17 protein-coding genes are annotated in these 16691 nt (G+C 62.4%); 6 read left to right on the top strand and 11 right to left on the bottom strand.

Going from position 1 to position 16691, the window contains the following annotated elements; translation table 11 throughout:
• The first annotated feature begins 80 nt into the window (after window positions 1-80).
• On the top strand, window positions 81-464 hold the full coding sequence (locus tag VKV28_05690) for a hypothetical protein (GenBank protein HLH76284.1): 384 nt from the start codon (window positions 81-83) through the stop codon (window positions 462-464).
• Between the two features lie 431 nt (window positions 465-895).
• On the opposite strand, the gene VKV28_05685 is transcribed toward VKV28_05690, so the two are convergent.
• The gene (locus tag VKV28_05685; GenBank protein ID HLH76283.1) at window positions 896-1915 is read right to left on the bottom strand and encodes an alcohol dehydrogenase catalytic domain-containing protein; all 1020 of its coding nucleotides are present in this window, start codon (window positions 1913-1915) and stop codon (window positions 896-898) included.
• A gap of 100 nt (window positions 1916-2015) precedes the next feature.
• On the opposite strand from VKV28_05685, the gene VKV28_05680 reads away from it, so the two are divergent.
• Window positions 2016-2468 carry an NUDIX hydrolase gene (locus tag VKV28_05680; protein HLH76282.1) on the top strand — a complete coding sequence of 151 codons (453 nt, stop codon included), beginning with the start codon at window positions 2016-2018 and terminating at the stop codon, window positions 2466-2468.
• Between the two features lie 13 nt (window positions 2469-2481).
• Here VKV28_05680 and VKV28_05675 read toward each other — a convergent pair whose 3' ends face one another.
• From VKV28_05675 to VKV28_05650, 6 genes are all read right to left on the bottom strand, one after another.
• Complete coding sequence (locus VKV28_05675) at window positions 2482-3129, bottom strand: deoxynucleoside kinase (GenBank protein ID HLH76281.1); 648 nt, start codon at window positions 3127-3129, stop codon at window positions 2482-2484.
• Between the two features lie 176 nt (window positions 3130-3305).
• Window positions 3306-5282: a mechanosensitive ion channel domain-containing protein gene (locus VKV28_05670; protein HLH76280.1), complete on the bottom strand. Its 1977-nt coding sequence runs from the start codon at window positions 5280-5282 to the stop codon at window positions 3306-3308.
• Window positions 5283-5370: 88 nt separating this feature from the next.
• Entirely contained in the window at window positions 5371-6309 is a 939-nt protein-coding gene (gene ispH, locus VKV28_05665) for a 4-hydroxy-3-methylbut-2-enyl diphosphate reductase (protein ID HLH76279.1), read from the bottom strand.
• A gap of 38 nt (window positions 6310-6347) precedes the next feature.
• Entirely contained in the window at window positions 6348-7037 is a 690-nt protein-coding gene (locus VKV28_05660; GenBank protein ID HLH76278.1) for a molybdenum cofactor biosynthesis protein MoaE, read from the bottom strand.
• Window positions 7034-7546 carry a molybdenum cofactor biosynthesis protein B gene (locus VKV28_05655; GenBank protein HLH76277.1) on the bottom strand — a complete coding sequence of 171 codons (513 nt, stop codon included), beginning with the start codon at window positions 7544-7546 and terminating at the stop codon, window positions 7034-7036. Before VKV28_05655 ends, VKV28_05660 begins: the two co-directional genes overlap by 4 nt.
• A 73-nt stretch (window positions 7547-7619) precedes the next feature.
• Window positions 7620-7880, bottom strand: coding sequence for a cold shock domain-containing protein (locus tag VKV28_05650; protein HLH76276.1), 261 nt, complete (start codon window positions 7878-7880; stop codon window positions 7620-7622).
• A gap of 73 nt (window positions 7881-7953) precedes the next feature.
• On the opposite strand from VKV28_05650, the gene VKV28_05645 reads away from it, so the two are divergent.
• Window positions 7954-8175: a hypothetical protein gene (locus VKV28_05645; protein HLH76275.1), complete on the top strand. Its 222-nt coding sequence runs from the start codon at window positions 7954-7956 to the stop codon at window positions 8173-8175.
• A gap of 463 nt (window positions 8176-8638) precedes the next feature.
• Here VKV28_05645 and VKV28_05640 read toward each other — a convergent pair whose 3' ends face one another.
• Window positions 8639-9409, bottom strand: a complete 771-nt coding sequence (locus VKV28_05640) for a hypothetical protein (GenBank protein ID HLH76274.1) — start codon at window positions 9407-9409, stop codon at window positions 8639-8641.
• Window positions 9410-9672: 263 nt separating this feature from the next.
• Between VKV28_05640 and VKV28_05635 the strand changes: the two genes are divergently transcribed.
• Both VKV28_05635 and VKV28_05630 read left to right on the top strand, forming a co-directional pair.
• Window positions 9673-11061: a sigma-54 dependent transcriptional regulator gene (locus VKV28_05635; GenBank protein HLH76273.1), complete on the top strand. Its 1389-nt coding sequence runs from the start codon at window positions 9673-9675 to the stop codon at window positions 11059-11061.
• A gap of 196 nt (window positions 11062-11257) precedes the next feature.
• Window positions 11258-12892 carry a response regulator gene (locus VKV28_05630; protein ID HLH76272.1) on the top strand — a complete coding sequence of 545 codons (1635 nt, stop codon included), beginning with the start codon at window positions 11258-11260 and terminating at the stop codon, window positions 12890-12892.
• Between the two features lie 10 nt (window positions 12893-12902).
• Here VKV28_05630 and VKV28_05625 read toward each other — a convergent pair whose 3' ends face one another.
• Window positions 12903-13889: a hypothetical protein gene (locus VKV28_05625; protein HLH76271.1), complete on the bottom strand. Its 987-nt coding sequence runs from the start codon at window positions 13887-13889 to the stop codon at window positions 12903-12905.
• A 116-nt stretch (window positions 13890-14005) separates the two neighbouring features.
• Window positions 14006-14971 (bottom strand): LLM class flavin-dependent oxidoreductase, encoded by a 966-nt coding sequence (locus VKV28_05620; GenBank protein ID HLH76270.1) that lies wholly within the window; start codon window positions 14969-14971, stop codon window positions 14006-14008.
• 138 nt (window positions 14972-15109) lie between these two features.
• Here VKV28_05620 and VKV28_05615 point away from each other — a divergent pair, with 138 nt between their 5' ends.
• Window positions 15110-15535 carry a CYCXC family (seleno)protein gene (locus tag VKV28_05615; protein HLH76269.1) on the top strand — a complete coding sequence of 142 codons (426 nt, stop codon included), beginning with the start codon at window positions 15110-15112 and terminating at the stop codon, window positions 15533-15535.
• On the opposite strand, the gene VKV28_05610 is transcribed toward VKV28_05615, so the two are convergent.
• Window positions 15532-16647: an aldo/keto reductase gene (locus VKV28_05610; GenBank protein HLH76268.1), complete on the bottom strand. Its 1116-nt coding sequence runs from the start codon at window positions 16645-16647 to the stop codon at window positions 15532-15534. The genes VKV28_05615 and VKV28_05610 overlap by 4 nt on opposite strands.
• Window positions 16648-16691: the final 44 nt, after the last annotated feature.

Genomic DNA, 16691 nt, shown 5'->3' with positions numbered 1-16691 from the left:
TTGCTTTTGATAGCGCTGTCTGACAAAAATCAACCAGGTCACCGTTACGGACTGGCAAGGGATCTCCAAGGAGGTATGTAATGCAGGGCTTTTACTCAGGAACTTCGAAACTGGTCGGTCTGGCGGGTGCCATGGCGTTGTTGGCCGTGGTCTCCACAACAGGCTGTTCCTCCAACCAGCCCGATCCGGCTCAGCAAGCGGTGAACGCGGCTAATCAGGCAGACCAGTCCGCTTCGCGCGCCGAGGCGGCGGCGCAAAAGGCTCAGGCGGCAGCCTCGCAGGCTCAGTCGGCGGCCAGCCAAGTGCAGCAGGCGGCCTCTGACGCTAAGGCTGCGGCGGATCGCGCCGAAGCGATCGCCGAAAAGACCATGAGTAGTGCGCGGCCGCGCCGGCGGCGCGTGATGCGTCGTCATCACGCCAAGGCGGCCTCCCATGCGAAGGCGGCGAGTAGCGCCACTCCGTAACTCGGGTCGAGCTGGCTAAAACTAAGGGGGCGGTTTCGCGAGCGATTCCGCCCTCTAATTGCTCTCTCCTCCCGTACATTGCGCCGCGTCTGTGTAAGGCTTCGGCTTGAAGGTAGAGGCCTATTCCGCATTCCGACAATTCACAAAAGGCCAAATTTCCCCCGCTTCGCCGCTTAGGGTAAATCGCGTTCGAGCACTCAGGCTCCGGCGCCGATGCGATGCCCGCGCCAATCGTCACACTGGGATGGCAAAGCCACCAGGGTGGTGAGGTTACCTAAGATGAAGGCGACCCGCTCGCCCAGCGCACCGGCCAATACCTGGCGAGCCTCGCCCTCGGCGGGTTTGTCAGCTCTGGCAATGTTGAAAATTCGGCGGCTCGCCTTTCTCGGCGTCGGTGGCAAAGGGGTTCGGAGCGCTTGGGAGCTAAGGATCTAGTCCCCGAAGGTGACTACCACTTTGAGCGCCTCCTCGCGCTGGGCGGTCGCAAAGGCCTCGGCGAAACGGGTCAAAGGAAAGCTGTGGGTGACTAATTCACGCGCATTAAAAACTCCGCTTTGTACCAAGGCCAAGGCCTCACGGGTGTCGTCCGGACCGCACGAATAGCTGGCCACCAGGCGCAGATCGCTGAAGTAAAAATCGTGCATGTTAAGGCTTAGCTCCGCTTCGGGGGGAGTGGTAGTGAATTGCACCACGGTGGCCGCGCGCCCAGCCAACTTTAAGCCGCTGTGCAGGGCGGCCGTGGAACCTGGCCCCACGATTACCACGTCGGCCATAGCGCCGGCCGTCACCTCGCGGACCTGCTGTTCGATCCGGTCGTCGGCCACCAGGCCGTAATCGGCTCCCATCCGGCGCGCGCGCGCGGCTCGGGAGGCCAGTAGGTCGATTCCAATGATGGGGCTGGCGCCAAGCTTGCGCGCCAGCAACACGTGCATCATGCCCATGATGCCCAAGCCAATGATAGCCACGCTCTCGCCCGGTTTGAGGCCAGCGCGGCGCAGCGATTTGACCACACACGCGGCGGGTTCGATCAGTACACCGTCGCGATCGCTGACGGCGTCAGGCAGCGGCAAGGTATCGCGTTGATTGACCGCCGCGGCTACAAAGTATTCGGCCATCCCGCCCGGGACCAACTTGCTCGCACGCCAGGTCGGGCATTGCACGTACTGGCCGCGGCGGCAGGCGGCGCACTGGAAACAGGGAGCATGATGATGGACGAACACGCGTTGACCGGGGTGGAAATCACGCACCGCGCTACCCACCTCTGCCACCACCCCCACGGGCTCGTGCCCGAGCACCAGCGGGGCCTTGCGCCGCATGTACCAAGGCATAATGTCGCCCGAGCAGATGCCGCAGGCGGCGGTTCTGACTAAGATCTGGTCGGCAGTAATTTCCGGCCGGGCCATGTCCTCGATCCGGATATCATCGAAATCATAAAGCCGCGCTACTTTCATGTTAAAACAAAACTCTCATGATGGGCGCGGCTTCTGTCAACCGCTCCAAGCCGGCCGGGAGCCTGACGCAATCCGCCGATTCGGATGCTATCATGGCGCCATGCCGCGCCCGAGTACCCCTCCAGTTGCCGCCGACGTCATTATTGAAATCGGCGAACGGATTGTTCTGATCGAACGGCTCAACGAACCCCACGGCTGGGCTCTACCCGGCGGTTTCGTGGACTTCGGTGAAACCGTCGAACATGCCGCGGTCCGGGAGATGCGCGAGGAGACCTCGTTGGAGGTCGAGCTGACCGACCTGCTGGGAATTTACTCCGATCCCAAGCGCGATCCGCGCGGGCAAACTATCAGTGTGGTGTACATCGGGCGTGGTCATGGTGCGCTACGTGCGGCTGACGATGCCAAGAATGCCGCCCTTTTTCTACCCCATCAGCCGCCCACGCCTTTGGCTTTCGATCATGCCACCATTGTGAGCGATTACCTGCAGTTCAAGCTAAGTGGGCGGCGACCCGGGCCGTGGACGAAAGATCTGAAGGCCAAGCGCCAGGGGTAGCGCCACGCCCTGCCTAGCTGCGCGGGACGTAATGTTGAATTCCGGGCCCGGCATGTTCGATCTCCTGCAGGAGTTTGGCTAGCGCTTCGGGGTCGGACAAGAAATCAATCTGCGAGCTATCGACCACCAGCAAAGGTGTTTCCTCATAGTAAAAGAAGAAGTCGCGATAAGCGGCCGCGACTTGTTCCAGGTACTCTACGCTGACCCAGCGCTCGAAGTCACGATTGCGTTGGCGCAGTCGGCGCACCAGCACCTCCACCCGCGCGTTGAGAAACACCACCAGGTCCGGTTTGGTTACCGCTGTTTGCATCAGCCGATAAACCTGCTCATACAGCGCGAGCTGATCGGGGGCCAAGTTAAGGGCGGCGAAAATCCGGTCCTTGGCCAGCAGGTAATCGGCTACGGTGCGTTGTGCGAAAAGTTCCTGCTGGGCCAATTCACGCTGCTGGGTACAGCGGGTAAGCAGGAAATACAATTGGGTCGGAAAGGCGTAACGCTCGGGGTCGCGGTAAAAGCGGGCCAAAAAGGGGTTGTCGACCTCCTCCAAGACCAGCCGCGCTCCCATCACTCGGGCCAGTTCGCGGGCCAAGCTGGTTTTGCCCACTCCAATGGGGCCTTCGATGGCGACGTAACGGACAGCCTTGGGCGACGGCGGACTCATGCGCTAGGGGCTGGCACAGCGTGACCTTAGAACTGGGCCCTGCGGCGCAGGCCAGCCATGACCGGTCGATTTCCGACTCCTGGATAAGGCGCGCAACAGCATCAGCCAGAATAATGCCAAGGTGGGCACTTGATATACAAGGGCGATTCACACGTAAAATGGCCTCCGGTCGCTTATCACTCGGCTTTGGCTTGCGAGGGAACCAGTTCGGCGTCGCCGACCACCGGCGCCGTGTTAACTTGGATGTTGGGTGCGGAGCTGGGCACGAAACGCAGATTGGGCTGGCGAGCCAGTGTGTCGAGAAGGCGGCGCGAAATTTCATCGGTCACCTGAGCCTCGTAGGAAGCTTCCACGGGATAGCGCAAGGTGATTTCTAGCCCATCGGCGCGCAGGCGCAAGCGGCTTTGCGGCTTGGGTGACTCCACGCTGGTATCGATGGTGCGCTCCATCGCGAGCAATTGGCGACGGGCCCGATCACGGTAGCGCGCAAACACTTCTTCGACCACCTCCAGTAGCAATTTTTCGATTACCCGATAGTCGCACTCGGGTGCGAGCGTAAAGCTCAGTTCGTTCCAGATAAGCCGGGTGTCGGGGGGATGATTGACGAACTTGTCGTGAAAGATCGACGAATTGGGTATCACCACCAAGCGGCCAGTGGGACTGGAATTGGAGGAATCGCTTCCCAGCTCGATAAGGGTCAGTTTGGTCAAGCCGATTTCCAGCACCTCGCCGCGCACGCCAAGTAATTCCACCCGGTCGCCCCGCTTCATCCCATAGCGTCCGCTCAAGCGGAAATAGCCGGCCAGCGACAGGATAACGTCCTGCAGCGCGACTGCGATGCCCGCGGCGGCGAAACCCAGGATGGTGGCAAGCGCCGCCAACTCAGTGGTGAAGTTAAAAATCAACACCAAAGCAATCAAGCACAGGACGGTAATATCGCGAATTTTGAGCAACTGGCGCCGGCGATAATTGTCGCTCACATAGCGCATGGTGAGATGGCGCCAGATCAGGGACAACGCGATGATCAGCGCGATCAAAAACAGCAACCCGGCCAAGCGCGCCACCAGGGCGTGCAGTCCCTGGCTCATGTGCCGGACCACCACGGCGTGCCACTGTCCGAGGTTGGTGCTGTAGCGGTTGATGGCCACGCCCAACTCGCCCAGCGGCAGCAGCACCTCGGCTATCAGCTTGCGTTGCTCGATCAGCTCGGCAAAATCACGGCTGCGCTCTTCCAGACTGGCCGGGTCGCTACCCAGCGCCTGATGACTCAGGGCAATCGCCCGCCGATCAAGCTCCATGAGTTGTTGGCGTAGCGGCGCGGCTAAGGCCCGGCTTTGCGTGGCCAGCGCCTGGGTCGCGGCCTGCCGCCCATCCAGAAGCTGGAGCCTGCGCTGGTCCTCGAGCAGATGTTGGGCCAAGCTAATGACTCCCGTGGGCTCGGGGGGAGGGTTGAAGGTCGGGGATGGAAGCTTGACTTGCGCGGCCGAGACAGCCCGCTGAAGCTCGTCGATGCGCTCGTCTAAATCGCTCTGTCCCAGGGTCGCGCTGGGTCCGCCATGCTCGAAGGCTTGCATCGCTCCGATGTATCCGGCGCGTGCCTGCTGCCATTGCAAATCGGCCTGCAGCGCGACCAGGCGGCTGGCCAGATTGGCGCGATCGGCCCCTTTGGCTCGCGTCAGCTCGGCGCGGATCTGGGCGATCTTACGCTGGTCTGACTCGATGGTGGTTTTGGTCTGCGCGGCTAGCGCTGCCAAGCCCGGCGTACCCTGAGGCGTGGGCACGGCCAGTTTGTCAGCGGTGGTGGCCGGCGTACTTGTCTTGAGTAGTTCTGCTTCCGCGCGCGCGTACTGGAAGGCTACTTGGAGTAGGCTGTCAGCCAAGTTGCGGTCGTCATTGACATAAAGCATCTCGCTGGGCTGCTCGGCCAACGCCACCTCGGTGTTGAGGTTGTGGTACCAGGTGATAACGCGGTCCAAAAACGAGATCACCCGCTCGCGCCGGGTCAGCGCGGGAGTAGGGGTGGCACTCGGGGGTCTGGAAGCCGAGGCTACGGGTTGTGGGGTTGCGGCAAAAGCCGGGGTCAGGGCCACACAGGCGGCCAGCGCCAGGATGGCGACGCTCAGCCGCGCGCGGCCTATCGGCGAAAGTATCATCGGACCCGATGATATCCCGGCGCGGCTAGGCCACAAAGCAGTTATGTGTCGCAAACTGAACTACGCCGGTGGCGATAGGCGCGCAATTTCATTCCGCCAGCGGCGCGGCGAAATGCACCTTCTCGGTGGCTACCTGCAACAGCTCGATCTGCGCCCCCTGGGTCGCAAACGCCCCGATAATTTCTTCCACCAGCCACTCCGGCGAGGAGGCGCTCGCGCTTAACCCCAGCGTTCGCGCGCCTGCTACCATCGCGGGGGCGAGGTCGCGTAGCGAATCTACTAGATAGGCGGGGGTGCCGCAGGTCTGGGCCACCTCGACCAGGCGATTGGCATTGGAGCTTTGTTTGGAACCCACCACCAGGATCGTGTCCGCCACCGCGCTGAGCGCCTTGACCGCATTCTGCCGATTCTGAGTGGCATAGCAGATGTCGTCGGTCTTGGGCGTGATCATGTTGGGAAAACGCTCCCGCAGCGCCAGCATGATTTCGCGCGTGTCATCGACGCTCAGCGTAGTCTGCGTTACTACCGCGACCTGCGAGCAATCGGATACCGTGACCGTGCGAGCCTCTTCCACCGTCGCCACCAAAATGACTTTGCCCGGCGCCACGCCCAAGGTACCGTTGACCTCTTCGTGACCGGCGTGACCGATCAGGATGATGGTCTTACCCTCGTGCGCGTAGCGCTCGACTTCGAGATGGACCTTGGTGACCAACGGGCAGGTCGCGTCGATCACCCGCAAACCGCGTTGCTGGGCCCGCTGCCATTCGCTGGGGGCGACTCCGTGAGCGCTGAAAATCACTCGGTGGCCGTTGGGAATGCGATCCAGGCTCTCGACAAAAATCGCCCCCTCACGCTCCAGAGCCTCTAGGACGAAACGGTTGTGGACAATCTGATGGCGCACGTAGAGCGGGCGCCCATACACCTGCAGGGCGTTGCGTACCGCCTCCACCGCTCGCTCGACCCCGGCGCAGAAACCGCGCGGCTGGGCCAGAATCACCTTCTCCACTGTGCTCTGTTCAATTGCCATCCAGTTGCTCCGTACTATAGATGCCGCAGGGGCGGTGCTCAGTGCGCGTCGTGAGGTGGGTGAGAGGTTTGACAGCCGACCCACACCTCGCCGCCCTCGAAAAATTCTTTTTTCCAGATGGGCACGCTTTCCTTGATCCGATCGATTAAGAATCGGCAGGCCTCGAAGGCTTGGGCGCGATGGGCGGCTGCCACCGCGATCGCCACCGAGGCCTCCCCAATCTCGAGCCGGCCGATGCGATGGATCACGGCGGCGCGCACCAGGCCAAAGCGGCTGTAGGCTTGGGCCACCAACTTTTCCATCTCGCGCAGCGCCATCGGTTCGTAAGCCTCGTACTCCAACCCGACTACTCGTCGGTCGGCGCTGTTATCGCGAGTGGTACCAACGAAGCTCACGATCGCGCCCGCCGCTGGATCAGCCACCGCGCTCTCCAGGGCGGCGACGTCGATGGTCTGGCGCACGATGCGAGCCGCGGCTACCGGTGCGCCGCCGCTGACGGGAGGAATAAAAGCCAACTCGTCGCCCTCGCGCGGACAGAAATCGGCGCCCACATATTCGCAATTGACCGCGAAGGACAGGGCCTCGCCCTGTCCCTGCAGGCCCGGATACTCTTGCTGCAGGAGCTGCCAGATTTCGCCCACGCTGGCTCCGTCGGCGAAATTGCCACTGAGCTCGCCCCGGCCTACTCGCTCGCGCAAGACTGCAAAAAATTTCAGCCGCAAGGTCATCCCAACTCCAGCAGCTCGGCGATATGGTCCAGCGCGGGCAGAAGCAATTTTTCCACTCCCAGACGGCCGGCCGCCGGCGCTCCAGGCAGACAAACGACGAGCTTACCGGCGCTGATACCGGCCGTGGCGCGGCTGAGAAAGGCGGCCGCGCCGATCTCCTGATAGGAAAGCATGCGAAACAACTCGCCGAAACCGGTCAGCTCCTTGTCCAAAAGCCCAGTTAGCGCTTCGTAGCTGTTATCCCGCGCGCCGATCCCGGTGCCCCCGCTGATAATCACCAAATCCAACTCCGCGCGCGCGCCTCGCACCGCCTGCGCTATTTGCGCCGGCTCGTCGGGGAGCACCTGGTAGGAGGCCACTTCCACGCCGGCAGTGGCGAGCAATTCGGCGATAAGCTTGCCACTGACGTCGTCGCGGGCGGTACGGCTGTCACTGGCAACAACAACGGCGGCGCGCAAATTGCGCCGTCCGGGCCGCTGGGAGTGGTGATGGTGTTGATGCTCCGACACGACGGCTTAGTATACCATCCTCGCTTTGGCTTACGAGTGGCTCTACCGTTGCCCCGGGGCTTGGGCGAGGAGCTTAGCGCAGGCGCAGATTAAAGGCCTGCGGCCCCTTTTCTCCTGGGCGAACCTCGAACTGGACCTCGCTGCCTTCGCGCAAGTCCTCGAAGTAAACCTTGGGCGACAGGCGCGAGCGATGGAAGAAGACTTCGTCGCCGCCGTCGTCGGGAGCGATGAACCCGAAGCCCTTGTCCTTGACGATTTTCTTGATGGTGCCGTACACACGACCCTCACTAAGCGGTAATTTCAAGCCGCACGCCCGCTGGGCGCCCGCTTCCACGCCCTGCGCTTGCCTGTTTATATGATAAATCAGCCGCAGGGCCGCGCACAGGGCTTTGTGGGCGAGGTGACAAATGCTCAAGGTGGTGACGAGGGCGGAAATCGAGCGGATCTTCGAAATCCTCGACCGGTTGGGAATCTCGCGCGAGATGGTGGAGATTCCGCTGCGCCCCGGCCATCCCGGGCAGGTGCGGCGGCTGGCCAGCGGCAAATTGCAGATCGTGGTCGAGTGCGAGGGCGAATTGGACGAGTGGTTGAGTGGTTTGGAACAGCAGCTGCGGGCGGCGGGCGGCTGAGGATGAGGAAAAATTTTTCATCGAGCGGGGAAAATTATTGACCCTTCTCAACAATCGTTTAATTTTAGTGTGCGGTCAGTAACCGGCGCGGCCACCGCCTGCGGACTGCTTACCTTTCGGGCCGCGCAACCCGAGGACAAATTCTGCATGAGGGAGCCCCCGAGTTAGATGGAGCAACAAGTTTTTGCGGTTCGGACGGTGTATGACTTCCCGGTTGCCGCCCACCTTTGCGATGGCAGCGTGCGCTATACCAAATTGATTAAGCGCGCGGGGGTCGAACAACCTCAGGGCGTGTGCGCCCATTGCCAGACTGTCTTTCAATACCGTAAGCCTAAGCCGTCGCTGGTTAGACACCAGCCCGGCGAGGGCGCCACTCACTTTTAATTCCAAGCCCGCCGCGGCGGGTCCGTTGGTATAGACCAAGGGGGTGCGCGGTTAGGCCCCTCAGTGCGGCTTGGCGTACTCAACTACCTTGGCGGTTGGCCGGCTGGCGGACCAGCAGTTCGCGCCGCCCCCGGTAGTAGCGCTCTTTGAGCGTGCCGACGTAGCCCCAGTCGGCATGCGGGTTGAGCCACACCGAAGCTTTGGGCAGGAAGGGGCCAGCCAGCGCGGTCAACCACCCAAGGTCAGGCAGTAGCTCCAACTGGGCCGCCCCCGGCGCAAAACGGGCTTGGTTTTTAGGCGTCAGTTTGGCGTCGACATCGATGATCTCGGGCCGGGGCGCGCACTCGAACAGGTGCAGCTTGGTGGAGCGTTCGCCATGGCTGAAAGCCTGCTCCAGGGGCAACACCGCCAGCGCGCCCGCCGACGCATCGCCGGGGAAGTGAAGCTGCGCGCGGTAATCCCCAGTGCGCCAGCGGTTGGACCAAAGGCAGGAGGCTTTGCCCGAGCTGAAATTGGCCTTCTCGACAAGCTGCAGCTTGCCGTGGGGGCTGAAGAAGTCGGCCTCGAAATGGCGCAACATCGGCTTGCTGTTGGGCGGTTGAGCGATCACCGCATGTTCCAGGTCGCGCGAACCATCCAAATAGCTAATCTCGCCGTCCAGCAAGATTTGCACGCCATGCCGGGCAAAGTTGTAGTGGCCATGACCGGTCACTCGCGTGCCACTGGGGTCGTAGACCTTGATCTCGGTGGGCGCGGCCAAAAATGACTGCACATCCGAAGCTCGGCACACGGTGGCCGGTGCCAGGCTCAGAAGCAAGCCCACAGCCATCCATCGCGCCGGGATTTTCATGGATCGCAATTCCTTCAAAATCGCCCGCGGTTCCGACCCCATGATGCCACTGTGCCGGCATTCACGAAACAGCGCGGGAAGGTGTTCTGGCGGCTAGACTTTGGCTCCAGCAAAGTTGGTTTACCTCGGTACAAGGCGATGCTAACGTGGAGGCCTAACCGACGGGAACCGGGTCCGGGTTCCAAAACCTCGTAAAAAATAGTGCCGAGAGTTGGGCTTGGCTGCATGGTGTAGGTGGCTCGGTGTTCGATGCTCGGTGTGCGATGGTCAGTGCGGAAAAACGAGTGCTGGTAGCGGACAGTAACGCGACCACCCGTCAGGGCTGGCGCGAACTGTTAGGCTCGTGGGGCTTTACCGTCCTGCTGGCGGCCAATGGTCAGGAGGCTCTGGAAATGGCCAGCTCTGAGGAGCCGCACATCTTGATTTCGGACTTAGCGATGCCGCGGCTGGATGGGCTCGGACTCCTGCGCGAGTTGCGCGAGCGCGGGCTGGCGTTGGCCCCGATTATCGTTTCGGCCCATGGCGAAATTTCTGACGCAGTCGCGGCGATGAAGCTGGGTGCGTGCGAATATCTGTGCCAGCCGATAGATCCCGCCCGCCTGCGGGCGCTGCTCGATCATCTCTGCGAGCATCTGGAGGTGCGGCTGGAAAACGCTCGCTTGCGCTGCCGACTGCTGGGTATAGGCGAGCTAGGCCCGATTATCGGCCAGTCATTGGCGATGCGCCGGGTGATGAGCCTGATCGAACAGGTGGCGCCCTCCCATGCCTCTATCGTAATCAGCGGGGAAAGCGGCACCGGCAAGGATCTGACCGCTCGCACCATTCACGAACTCTCGCCTCGCCGCCAGGCCCCCTATTTGGCAATTAATTGCGCGGCGCTGCCCGAAACCTTGGTGGAAAGCGAGCTGTTTGGCCATGAAAAGGGCGCTTTCACTGGCGCCGAACGCCGGCGCGAGGGCTGTTTCGAGCTGGCAAACGGGGGCACCCTGTTGCTTGACGAGATCACCGAGATGAAACCCGAGTTGCAAGCCAAACTGTTGCGGGCGATCGAAGAGCGGCGCGTGCGCCGGGTCGGCGGCAGCAGCGAGCTTAGCTTGGACGTACGTGTCCTGGCGGCCTGCAATCGGCCGTTGGGGCGGGCGCTGCGTGAAGGACGCCTGCGTGAGGATTTGTATTATCGGTTGGCTGTGTTTTCTCTGGAACTGCCCTCTCTGCGCGAGCGGCCCGAGGATATCGACGCGCTGGTAGAGGCCACCCTGCGCGAGTTTCAGAGCCAGGCTCATCATCCCATCCGTGGGGTAAGTCACGAATGCCTACAGGTCTTGCGGGCCTACCCCTGGCCGGGCAACGTACGCCAGTTGCGCAACGTTATCGAACGCGCGGTCATCGTCAGCCGTGCTCCAGTGCTGGAGGTGGCCGATTTGCCGCCCGAGCTGCAGCCGGCGACGACCCCCGACCCTCATCTGCTGGTTACGTTGGGTAGTTCGCTGGTGGAGGTCGAACGACAGCTCATCACGCGTACCATTGAGTTTATGGGCGGCAACAAAACGCGCGCGGCCGAGGTCTTGGGCGTTAGCCTCAAGACACTTTACAATCGGCTGGAGCGCCGCGAGCGGCGGGAAGGACCCGAAGCCGGCGAGTCCACCAGCTGAAAATCTTGCCTAAAGAGCGTACGCAGATTTGTGGCGCGAACTGTGGATAAACCACTAGCACAGGCGAGCGCCACGTGGTTGCTGCTGACGGTTGTCTTATTTTATAATCGGAATTGGGTGGTGGGGCCTCTGGCGCTTTAGACTTTCCTTCCTTTCATCTCCTCTGCCGACCAAAATCCTAGCAGTAGGTGTCTCTATGGCCAGCGCTGAGCTTCGTGGTCACAAATCGGAACTTGTGCCGGACAGCTACCTGCTGGAGTATGCGGCGAAGATCGCCGCACTCGGCGGAGCTGCCCACGAACAAAGCGTAGCCGAAATTCAACGATTGCTGGGCCAGGCGCTGCAGGCGCGGGTGGTGGTGTTGATGCTGCCCGAAGATGGCGGTCGGCAATTGCGCGGGCGGGCGCCGGGGCTGGGTTTATCGCCGGCAGCTATCCACGATTTGTGCCTGAGTCTTGAGGAAGGGAGCTTGGCCGCCGGGCTACTGCGCGCCGGTCAGCCCAGCGCAATTGAAACTCCGCGCCAAGTCGCCGCGCTGCCCCCTATGTTGGGGCCAGGTCGTGTGCTGGCGGTTCCGCTGACTGCCGGTCAGGTCGGCGGTTTGCTGTTGGTTGTTGGCCGTCCCCAGCGCGTTTCTGACCCGGCGGCCCGTGAGCTAGCAAAGGTAGCGGCCGCGGTGATTGGCAGCGCGCTGGCCATGACCGAGCAGCTACAACTGGTTGACGAATTGCGCCATGCCAATCGCGGCTGGCGCGAGCTGCTGGCTCAGCTCTCGCACGAATTGCGCGCGGCCTTGACCCCGATTCTGACCTGGACCCAGATCCTCGCACGCCAAGCGCGCCTGGAACGACGTTGGCAGAAGGCAATCGGAGTGATCGAGCGCAATACCCGCGAGCAGGTCCGGCTGGTCGACGATCTGCTGGGCATCGCCGGCTACCCGCCCGCCGCGGGCCGGCCCCACCGTGTCGACGTCGGCGAACAGCTTCAGGCTGCGGCCGACGCGGTGCGCGCTCAAGCCCAAGCCCGACAGGTGGAGCTGAGGGTCGAGCGGCCCGCGGATGGGACAGCGATCGAGGCGGAGCCGCGCCAATTGCAGCAGGTTATCGCCAATCTCTTACGCAATGCGGTACGCAACGCTCCCCAGGGTGGGTTCATCGCACTGAGCACAACGACCGAAAACGACGCCGTGGTGCTCAAGGTCAGCAACCCCCAAGGCGGGTTTGAATCTGCTTCTTTCAAGCGCACGGTCGAATTGGTCGAGGAGTCCCAGACAGCCCACAAAGCGTCCACCAGTGCGGCGGGACTCGGCGTTGGGGTGGCCCTCATCCGCCCGATGATTGAGCGTCAAGGCGGTGAGTTGCGGGCGGGCAGCGCGGGACCCGGGACCGGGGTGTCCTTCGAGGTGCGCCTGCCGGGTAGCGCTGGGGCCGGCCATTCCACCGCGGCACGTGGGCGCGATTTGGACGGAGTGCGGGTCCTGCTTATCGAGGACCATCAGGATTCGCGCGAAGCGGTGGCGGCTTTACTCGAAGCCCAGGGAGCGCAGGTTGCCACCGCGGCCTGTGGCGAAGAAGGCATCCAGCGCGCCCACAGCGAGCGGCCCGACGTCGTGGTATGCGATCTGGCGATGCCCGGGATGAATGGATATGACGTGGCGCGCCATCTGCGCGCTGATGCCCAGGGCCGGCCTTTGACCCTGCTGGCACTCTCCGCCCATGGCGCGCCGGCCGATGTCGAGCGAGCGCGCCAAGCGGGCTTTTCGGCTCACCTGCTCAAGCCTGTCGAAGCGCTCAGCCTGGTCAAGGTAATCGCCGCCAGCGCCCATGCCTGAGGGGGGCGTCTTATTGCCAGCGCAGCGCCGCGATTCCTACTCCGGTGCCAGCGGCGGTGCGATATACCGGAATATACTCGCTCCATCCCAACGCGCGTCCTTCCATGGCGCCGGCGGTCATGATCAAGTCTCGGATTTGGCCGTTATTGCCAGCTAGTAGCTTGGTTGGGATGGTACGCAAGGTCTGGCTATCGCCGTTTTTGATTGCGCCCAGAACCTGCTTGTCCAGTTCCTCGTTGACCACGAAGTGACACATACCGACCGAGGTCAGTAGCGCAACGCGCGCTCCCGGCGCGGTATCGGCGATGGCGGCGCGCAAAATCCGTCCCAACTCGTAGCAACGGCGTGGGCTGGGTTGGTTGGGTGCCAGCAGAGCATTGAGGATCACCGGAACCACCGGCACAGCGCCAACCAACCGCACCAGCGGAAAGGAAAAGGTATATCCGAAGGCCTGTTGGTCGGGCTGGGGAATTTCATCGGCCGAAGCGGTGTCGCACTGGTGCGCCATCAGCTTGATGATCAGCTCGCGGGCAAATTCGGCCGCCACCGGAAACTCGTGGTGCTCGTCCTGGCCCTGGGCTTTGGCCAGTTGACGCTGCCAGCTCGGAGCATCGGCCGCTAGCTTGGCTTTCTGCGTGATTAGCTTGTCGCCGTAGTAGACGCACATCACCGGCTGGTTTTCCGGCGTGAACAGGTCGCGGTTGTCATGGCTTAGCAGAACCACCAGATCGGGCTTGGCGGCGCTTAGCTCGGCTGCCAGCCGATCGAGGGCGGCCTGCGCGGCGGCATTCTGTTGCTTGAAGTTCGTAGTAGTAGCGTATGTGGCATAGCGATTGCCCGTACGCTGCGCCAGTTGTTCGTAGGTGCAGACCCGGCCGTCGATATCCACTAGGTTTGTATTGCGCCGGTCTGCGGCCGCCCGCTCCTCCCAGAGCTCCGGTGCCATCGCCAGCATCGGCGTATTGGGGGATGCCATCCCGATAATAATCTCAGCCATGTGCTACTCCTCGCGCCCATTTCTTGGCCGCGTCATCCAGGCCTGTGGGCGGTGCCGGTATTGGCGCTAACTATGCGCCTGCTTCGTGGTCAAATAAATCCCGCCTAGCATTTTGATTAGTTAGACCCGAAGGCCTTGATGACGGCGCGGGTGGCAGTGGCCATGTCATTTTGTACCGGACGCGGACTGAGCACGACAATCTCGGCACCAGTTGCTTGATAATCGGCCAAACGCTGGGCGCAACGGGCGGCCGATCCCACCAGCGCTACCGAGTCGATCAAACGGCGCGAGACCGCCGCGCGCTGCCCGGCGCTATCGCCGCGGCGTGCCGCCTCCTGGGCGGCCTTGGCCTCGGCCTCGAACCCGCTGCGCACCCATTGGCGCTGGTAGAAAGGCAGCATCAGATAGGGCGCCAGATTTTCCTGGGCCGCTTGGTAAGCGCGATCAAGATCGTCGCTGAGATAGACCGGAGTCCCCACGGTGACCTTGAAGGCCTGAGGATCGCGTTGGTTCGCGCGCGCGCCTTCCCAGGCAACTTCCGCTTGCCGGCGAGCGCGCTCGGGCGAGCACATCAGCAATTCCATGCCGTCGGCCATTTCGCCCGCCAGACGAGCGGTTTCCAAAGACAGGGCGGAGAAGTAAATCGGCATGGGGTAGGAGGGCTTGGCTGCCGGCCGGCCGCGCCCGCCAGGTACCTCGCCATTGAAGATACGGCGCAAATCTCCGGCATAAGCGCGCAGCTTGTCGCGATTGTTCTCTACCCGTACCCCCAGCGCTTCCATCGCTGGCCGATGACTGACGCCTAGGCCCAGCACGAAGCGGCCCGCCGCCGCTTCCTGCACCATCATCGCCGAGCCGGCGCAAAGCACGGGCAGCCGAAAGTGAATGTTGGTGATCCAGGTATAAATGCCGATGCGCGAGGTGGCACGCGCAATCGTGAAACAGGTCATTAGCCCGTCGTTGGTCCCGCCCTCGGGAGTGAAGGTGCCGACAAAGCCGGCCGCTTCGGCCTCGCGTGCGAGTTCCGGGGCCAAGTTGATATTGCCCGGCGTAGAGGCGATGGAAATTCCCAGTTTGCTCATTGCAAAGCTCCTCAGGGGCGATAGCCTCCATATTACCGCAATCGCCGGGTCAGGGGTTAGCGGGCGCTCGCGGTGGGCGGCCTAATCGATTACCATCAGGGTAGCGGGCTCGCTTGGCCGGCGCGAGGAGATTGAACGATGAAACAGGCGCGGAGAGCGGCACAACAACTCGGATGGGTTGGCGTGGTTTTGGCCTTGGCTTTTGGCCCGACGTTGCTGGCTTACGCGCAAAGCGCCAAGCCGGTTGCGCCAAGCTGTTGCATCAGGAGCAGCGGCCCGAGTCATGACCGCCCCGTGCTTAATCCCTCGCAATTCAACGGACCCATTCGCCAAGCCTATCAGGTGGCCAAGGATCATCCGGATCTGCTCGTGCAACTGCATTGCTACTGCGGTTGCGACAAAAGCGCCGGTCATAAGAATCTGCTCGATTGTTATCGCGATCTCCACGGCGCCACCTGTGGGATCTGCACCGGTGAGGCGCTGGAGGCGGCGCGGATGTTTGACCAGGGCGCTAGCATCGAGGCGATCCGGGCCGCGCTGAAAAGCCGTTTCGGTAACAGCTAGTTACCGGCTGGTTTGAACAGCTTCATATAGGCTTGTTGAGCTGCCGGCGCGATTGCCAGCGTTTCCAGATTATCCAGCAGGTGGCGCGGTGACTTCATCCCGACCAGGGCGACAGCGATACCTGGGGTGGAGCGCACGAATTGCAGCGCACGCTGAGCGTCGGTGCGCAAGCCGGCCATGGCCTCACGTACCAGCGCCGGCAGGTTGACGGCCAGCCGTCCCTGCATGAGCGAGGCGCTGGCCCACACCGCGACGCCCAGTTCGCCCGCAGCCTCCAGCAAAGTCACCGGCTGCGAATGGCCGGGCAGCGACTGATTGGCCAAAGTCAGGGCTTCGGGAGCGGCTAGTGAGAAGGGCAACTGGATCACCTTGAAGTGATGCTCCTGGCCGGCTACCTCGCCCGCCAAGCCGACCAACTCCGCCAAAGACAGGTAGTCGCGATTGCGCGAGGCGGTGCGATAGCCGCTCCAGGTCGCGGTCCCGTAAGCACTCAAATTGCCGGCCGCCACCTGCTGCTCGAGCATTTCGAAGGCCGCCCTCATCCGGCGCAAAAACTCCGGTCGCGGGACTTCGTTAAGCTGGGTCTCGGGATTGTGCAGAAAATATACGTCCACTGCCTCCAAGCCCAGGTTGGTGCGGCTCCATTCCAGCATCGCCGCCAAGAAGCGGGGATTGAGACAATGGGAGTTGTCGACCAGCTCGGCGGGCGGGATCAAACCGCTGGCGATGAAATGCTGCTCGAACCAGGCGCTCGGGTCAGGCGGCATCTGGCCGTCAAAGGTGATGTACCCGCCCTTGGTGGCGACGATTATTTCCTCGCGCTGCACCTTGCCCTCGCCCACGAGCTGCGCGATTGCCGCGCCCAGCGCCCGTTCGCTGCGCTGAAAGCGGTAATTGACAGCGGTGTCCAACACGTTGATCCCGCGGCTGAGCGCGGTCGTGGCGCACTGGCGGTAGAGTTCGTCGGTTTCGACATCCATCTCGCCCAAATAAGTACCCAGCCCTAAAGAGCTGGCCTGCAACCCGAGCAGCGGGCGAAAGTTGCCCGGCAAATTGGCAAAACGCGCCGCGTATCCCGCGGTGCCGTGTGCAGTCGCTTTCCCGCGAATCATTTATACATCCCATCTGCGAGCAATCTTGAAACCCACCGCCAGTG

It is taken from the genome of Candidatus Binataceae bacterium (assembly GCA_035294265.1).
Lineage (GTDB): Bacteria > Desulfobacterota > Binatia > Binatales > Binataceae > DATGLK01.
The sequence above is the reverse complement of the archived record's forward strand: the minus strand, read 5'-3'. Positions and strand labels throughout refer to the sequence as shown.

Coding starts and splice junctions, on each gene's coding strand:
- VKV28_05670 (HLH76280.1), bottom strand. CDS start 5,282: ATGATACTTTCGCCGATAGGCCGCGCGCGGCTGAGCGTCGCCATCCTG.
- VKV28_05630 (HLH76272.1), top strand. CDS start 11,258: ATGGCCAGCGCTGAGCTTCGTGGTCACAAATCGGAACTTGTGCCGGAC.
- VKV28_05635 (HLH76273.1), top strand. CDS start 9,673: ATGGTCAGTGCGGAAAAACGAGTGCTGGTAGCGGACAGTAACGCGACC.
- VKV28_05680 (HLH76282.1), top strand. CDS start 2,016: ATGCCGCGCCCGAGTACCCCTCCAGTTGCCGCCGACGTCATTATTGAA.
- VKV28_05675 (HLH76281.1), bottom strand. CDS start 3,129: ATGAGTCCGCCGTCGCCCAAGGCTGTCCGTTACGTCGCCATCGAAGGC.
- VKV28_05685 (HLH76283.1), bottom strand. CDS start 1,915: ATGAAAGTAGCGCGGCTTTATGATTTCGATGATATCCGGATCGAGGAC.
- VKV28_05640 (HLH76274.1), bottom strand. CDS start 9,409: ATGAAAATCCCGGCGCGATGGATGGCTGTGGGCTTGCTTCTGAGCCTG.
- ispH (HLH76279.1), bottom strand. CDS start 6,309: ATGGCAATTGAACAGAGCACAGTGGAGAAGGTGATTCTGGCCCAGCCG.
- VKV28_05610 (HLH76268.1), bottom strand. CDS start 16,647: ATGATTCGCGGGAAAGCGACTGCACACGGCACCGCGGGATACGCGGCG.
- VKV28_05615 (HLH76269.1), top strand. CDS start 15,110: ATGAAACAGGCGCGGAGAGCGGCACAACAACTCGGATGGGTTGGCGTG.
- VKV28_05645 (HLH76275.1), top strand. CDS start 7,954: ATGCTCAAGGTGGTGACGAGGGCGGAAATCGAGCGGATCTTCGAAATC.
- VKV28_05690 (HLH76284.1), top strand. CDS start 81: ATGCAGGGCTTTTACTCAGGAACTTCGAAACTGGTCGGTCTGGCGGGT.
- VKV28_05625 (HLH76271.1), bottom strand. CDS start 13,889: ATGGCTGAGATTATTATCGGGATGGCATCCCCCAATACGCCGATGCTG.
- VKV28_05620 (HLH76270.1), bottom strand. CDS start 14,971: ATGAGCAAACTGGGAATTTCCATCGCCTCTACGCCGGGCAATATCAAC.
- VKV28_05660 (HLH76278.1), bottom strand. CDS start 7,037: ATGACCTTGCGGCTGAAATTTTTTGCAGTCTTGCGCGAGCGAGTAGGC.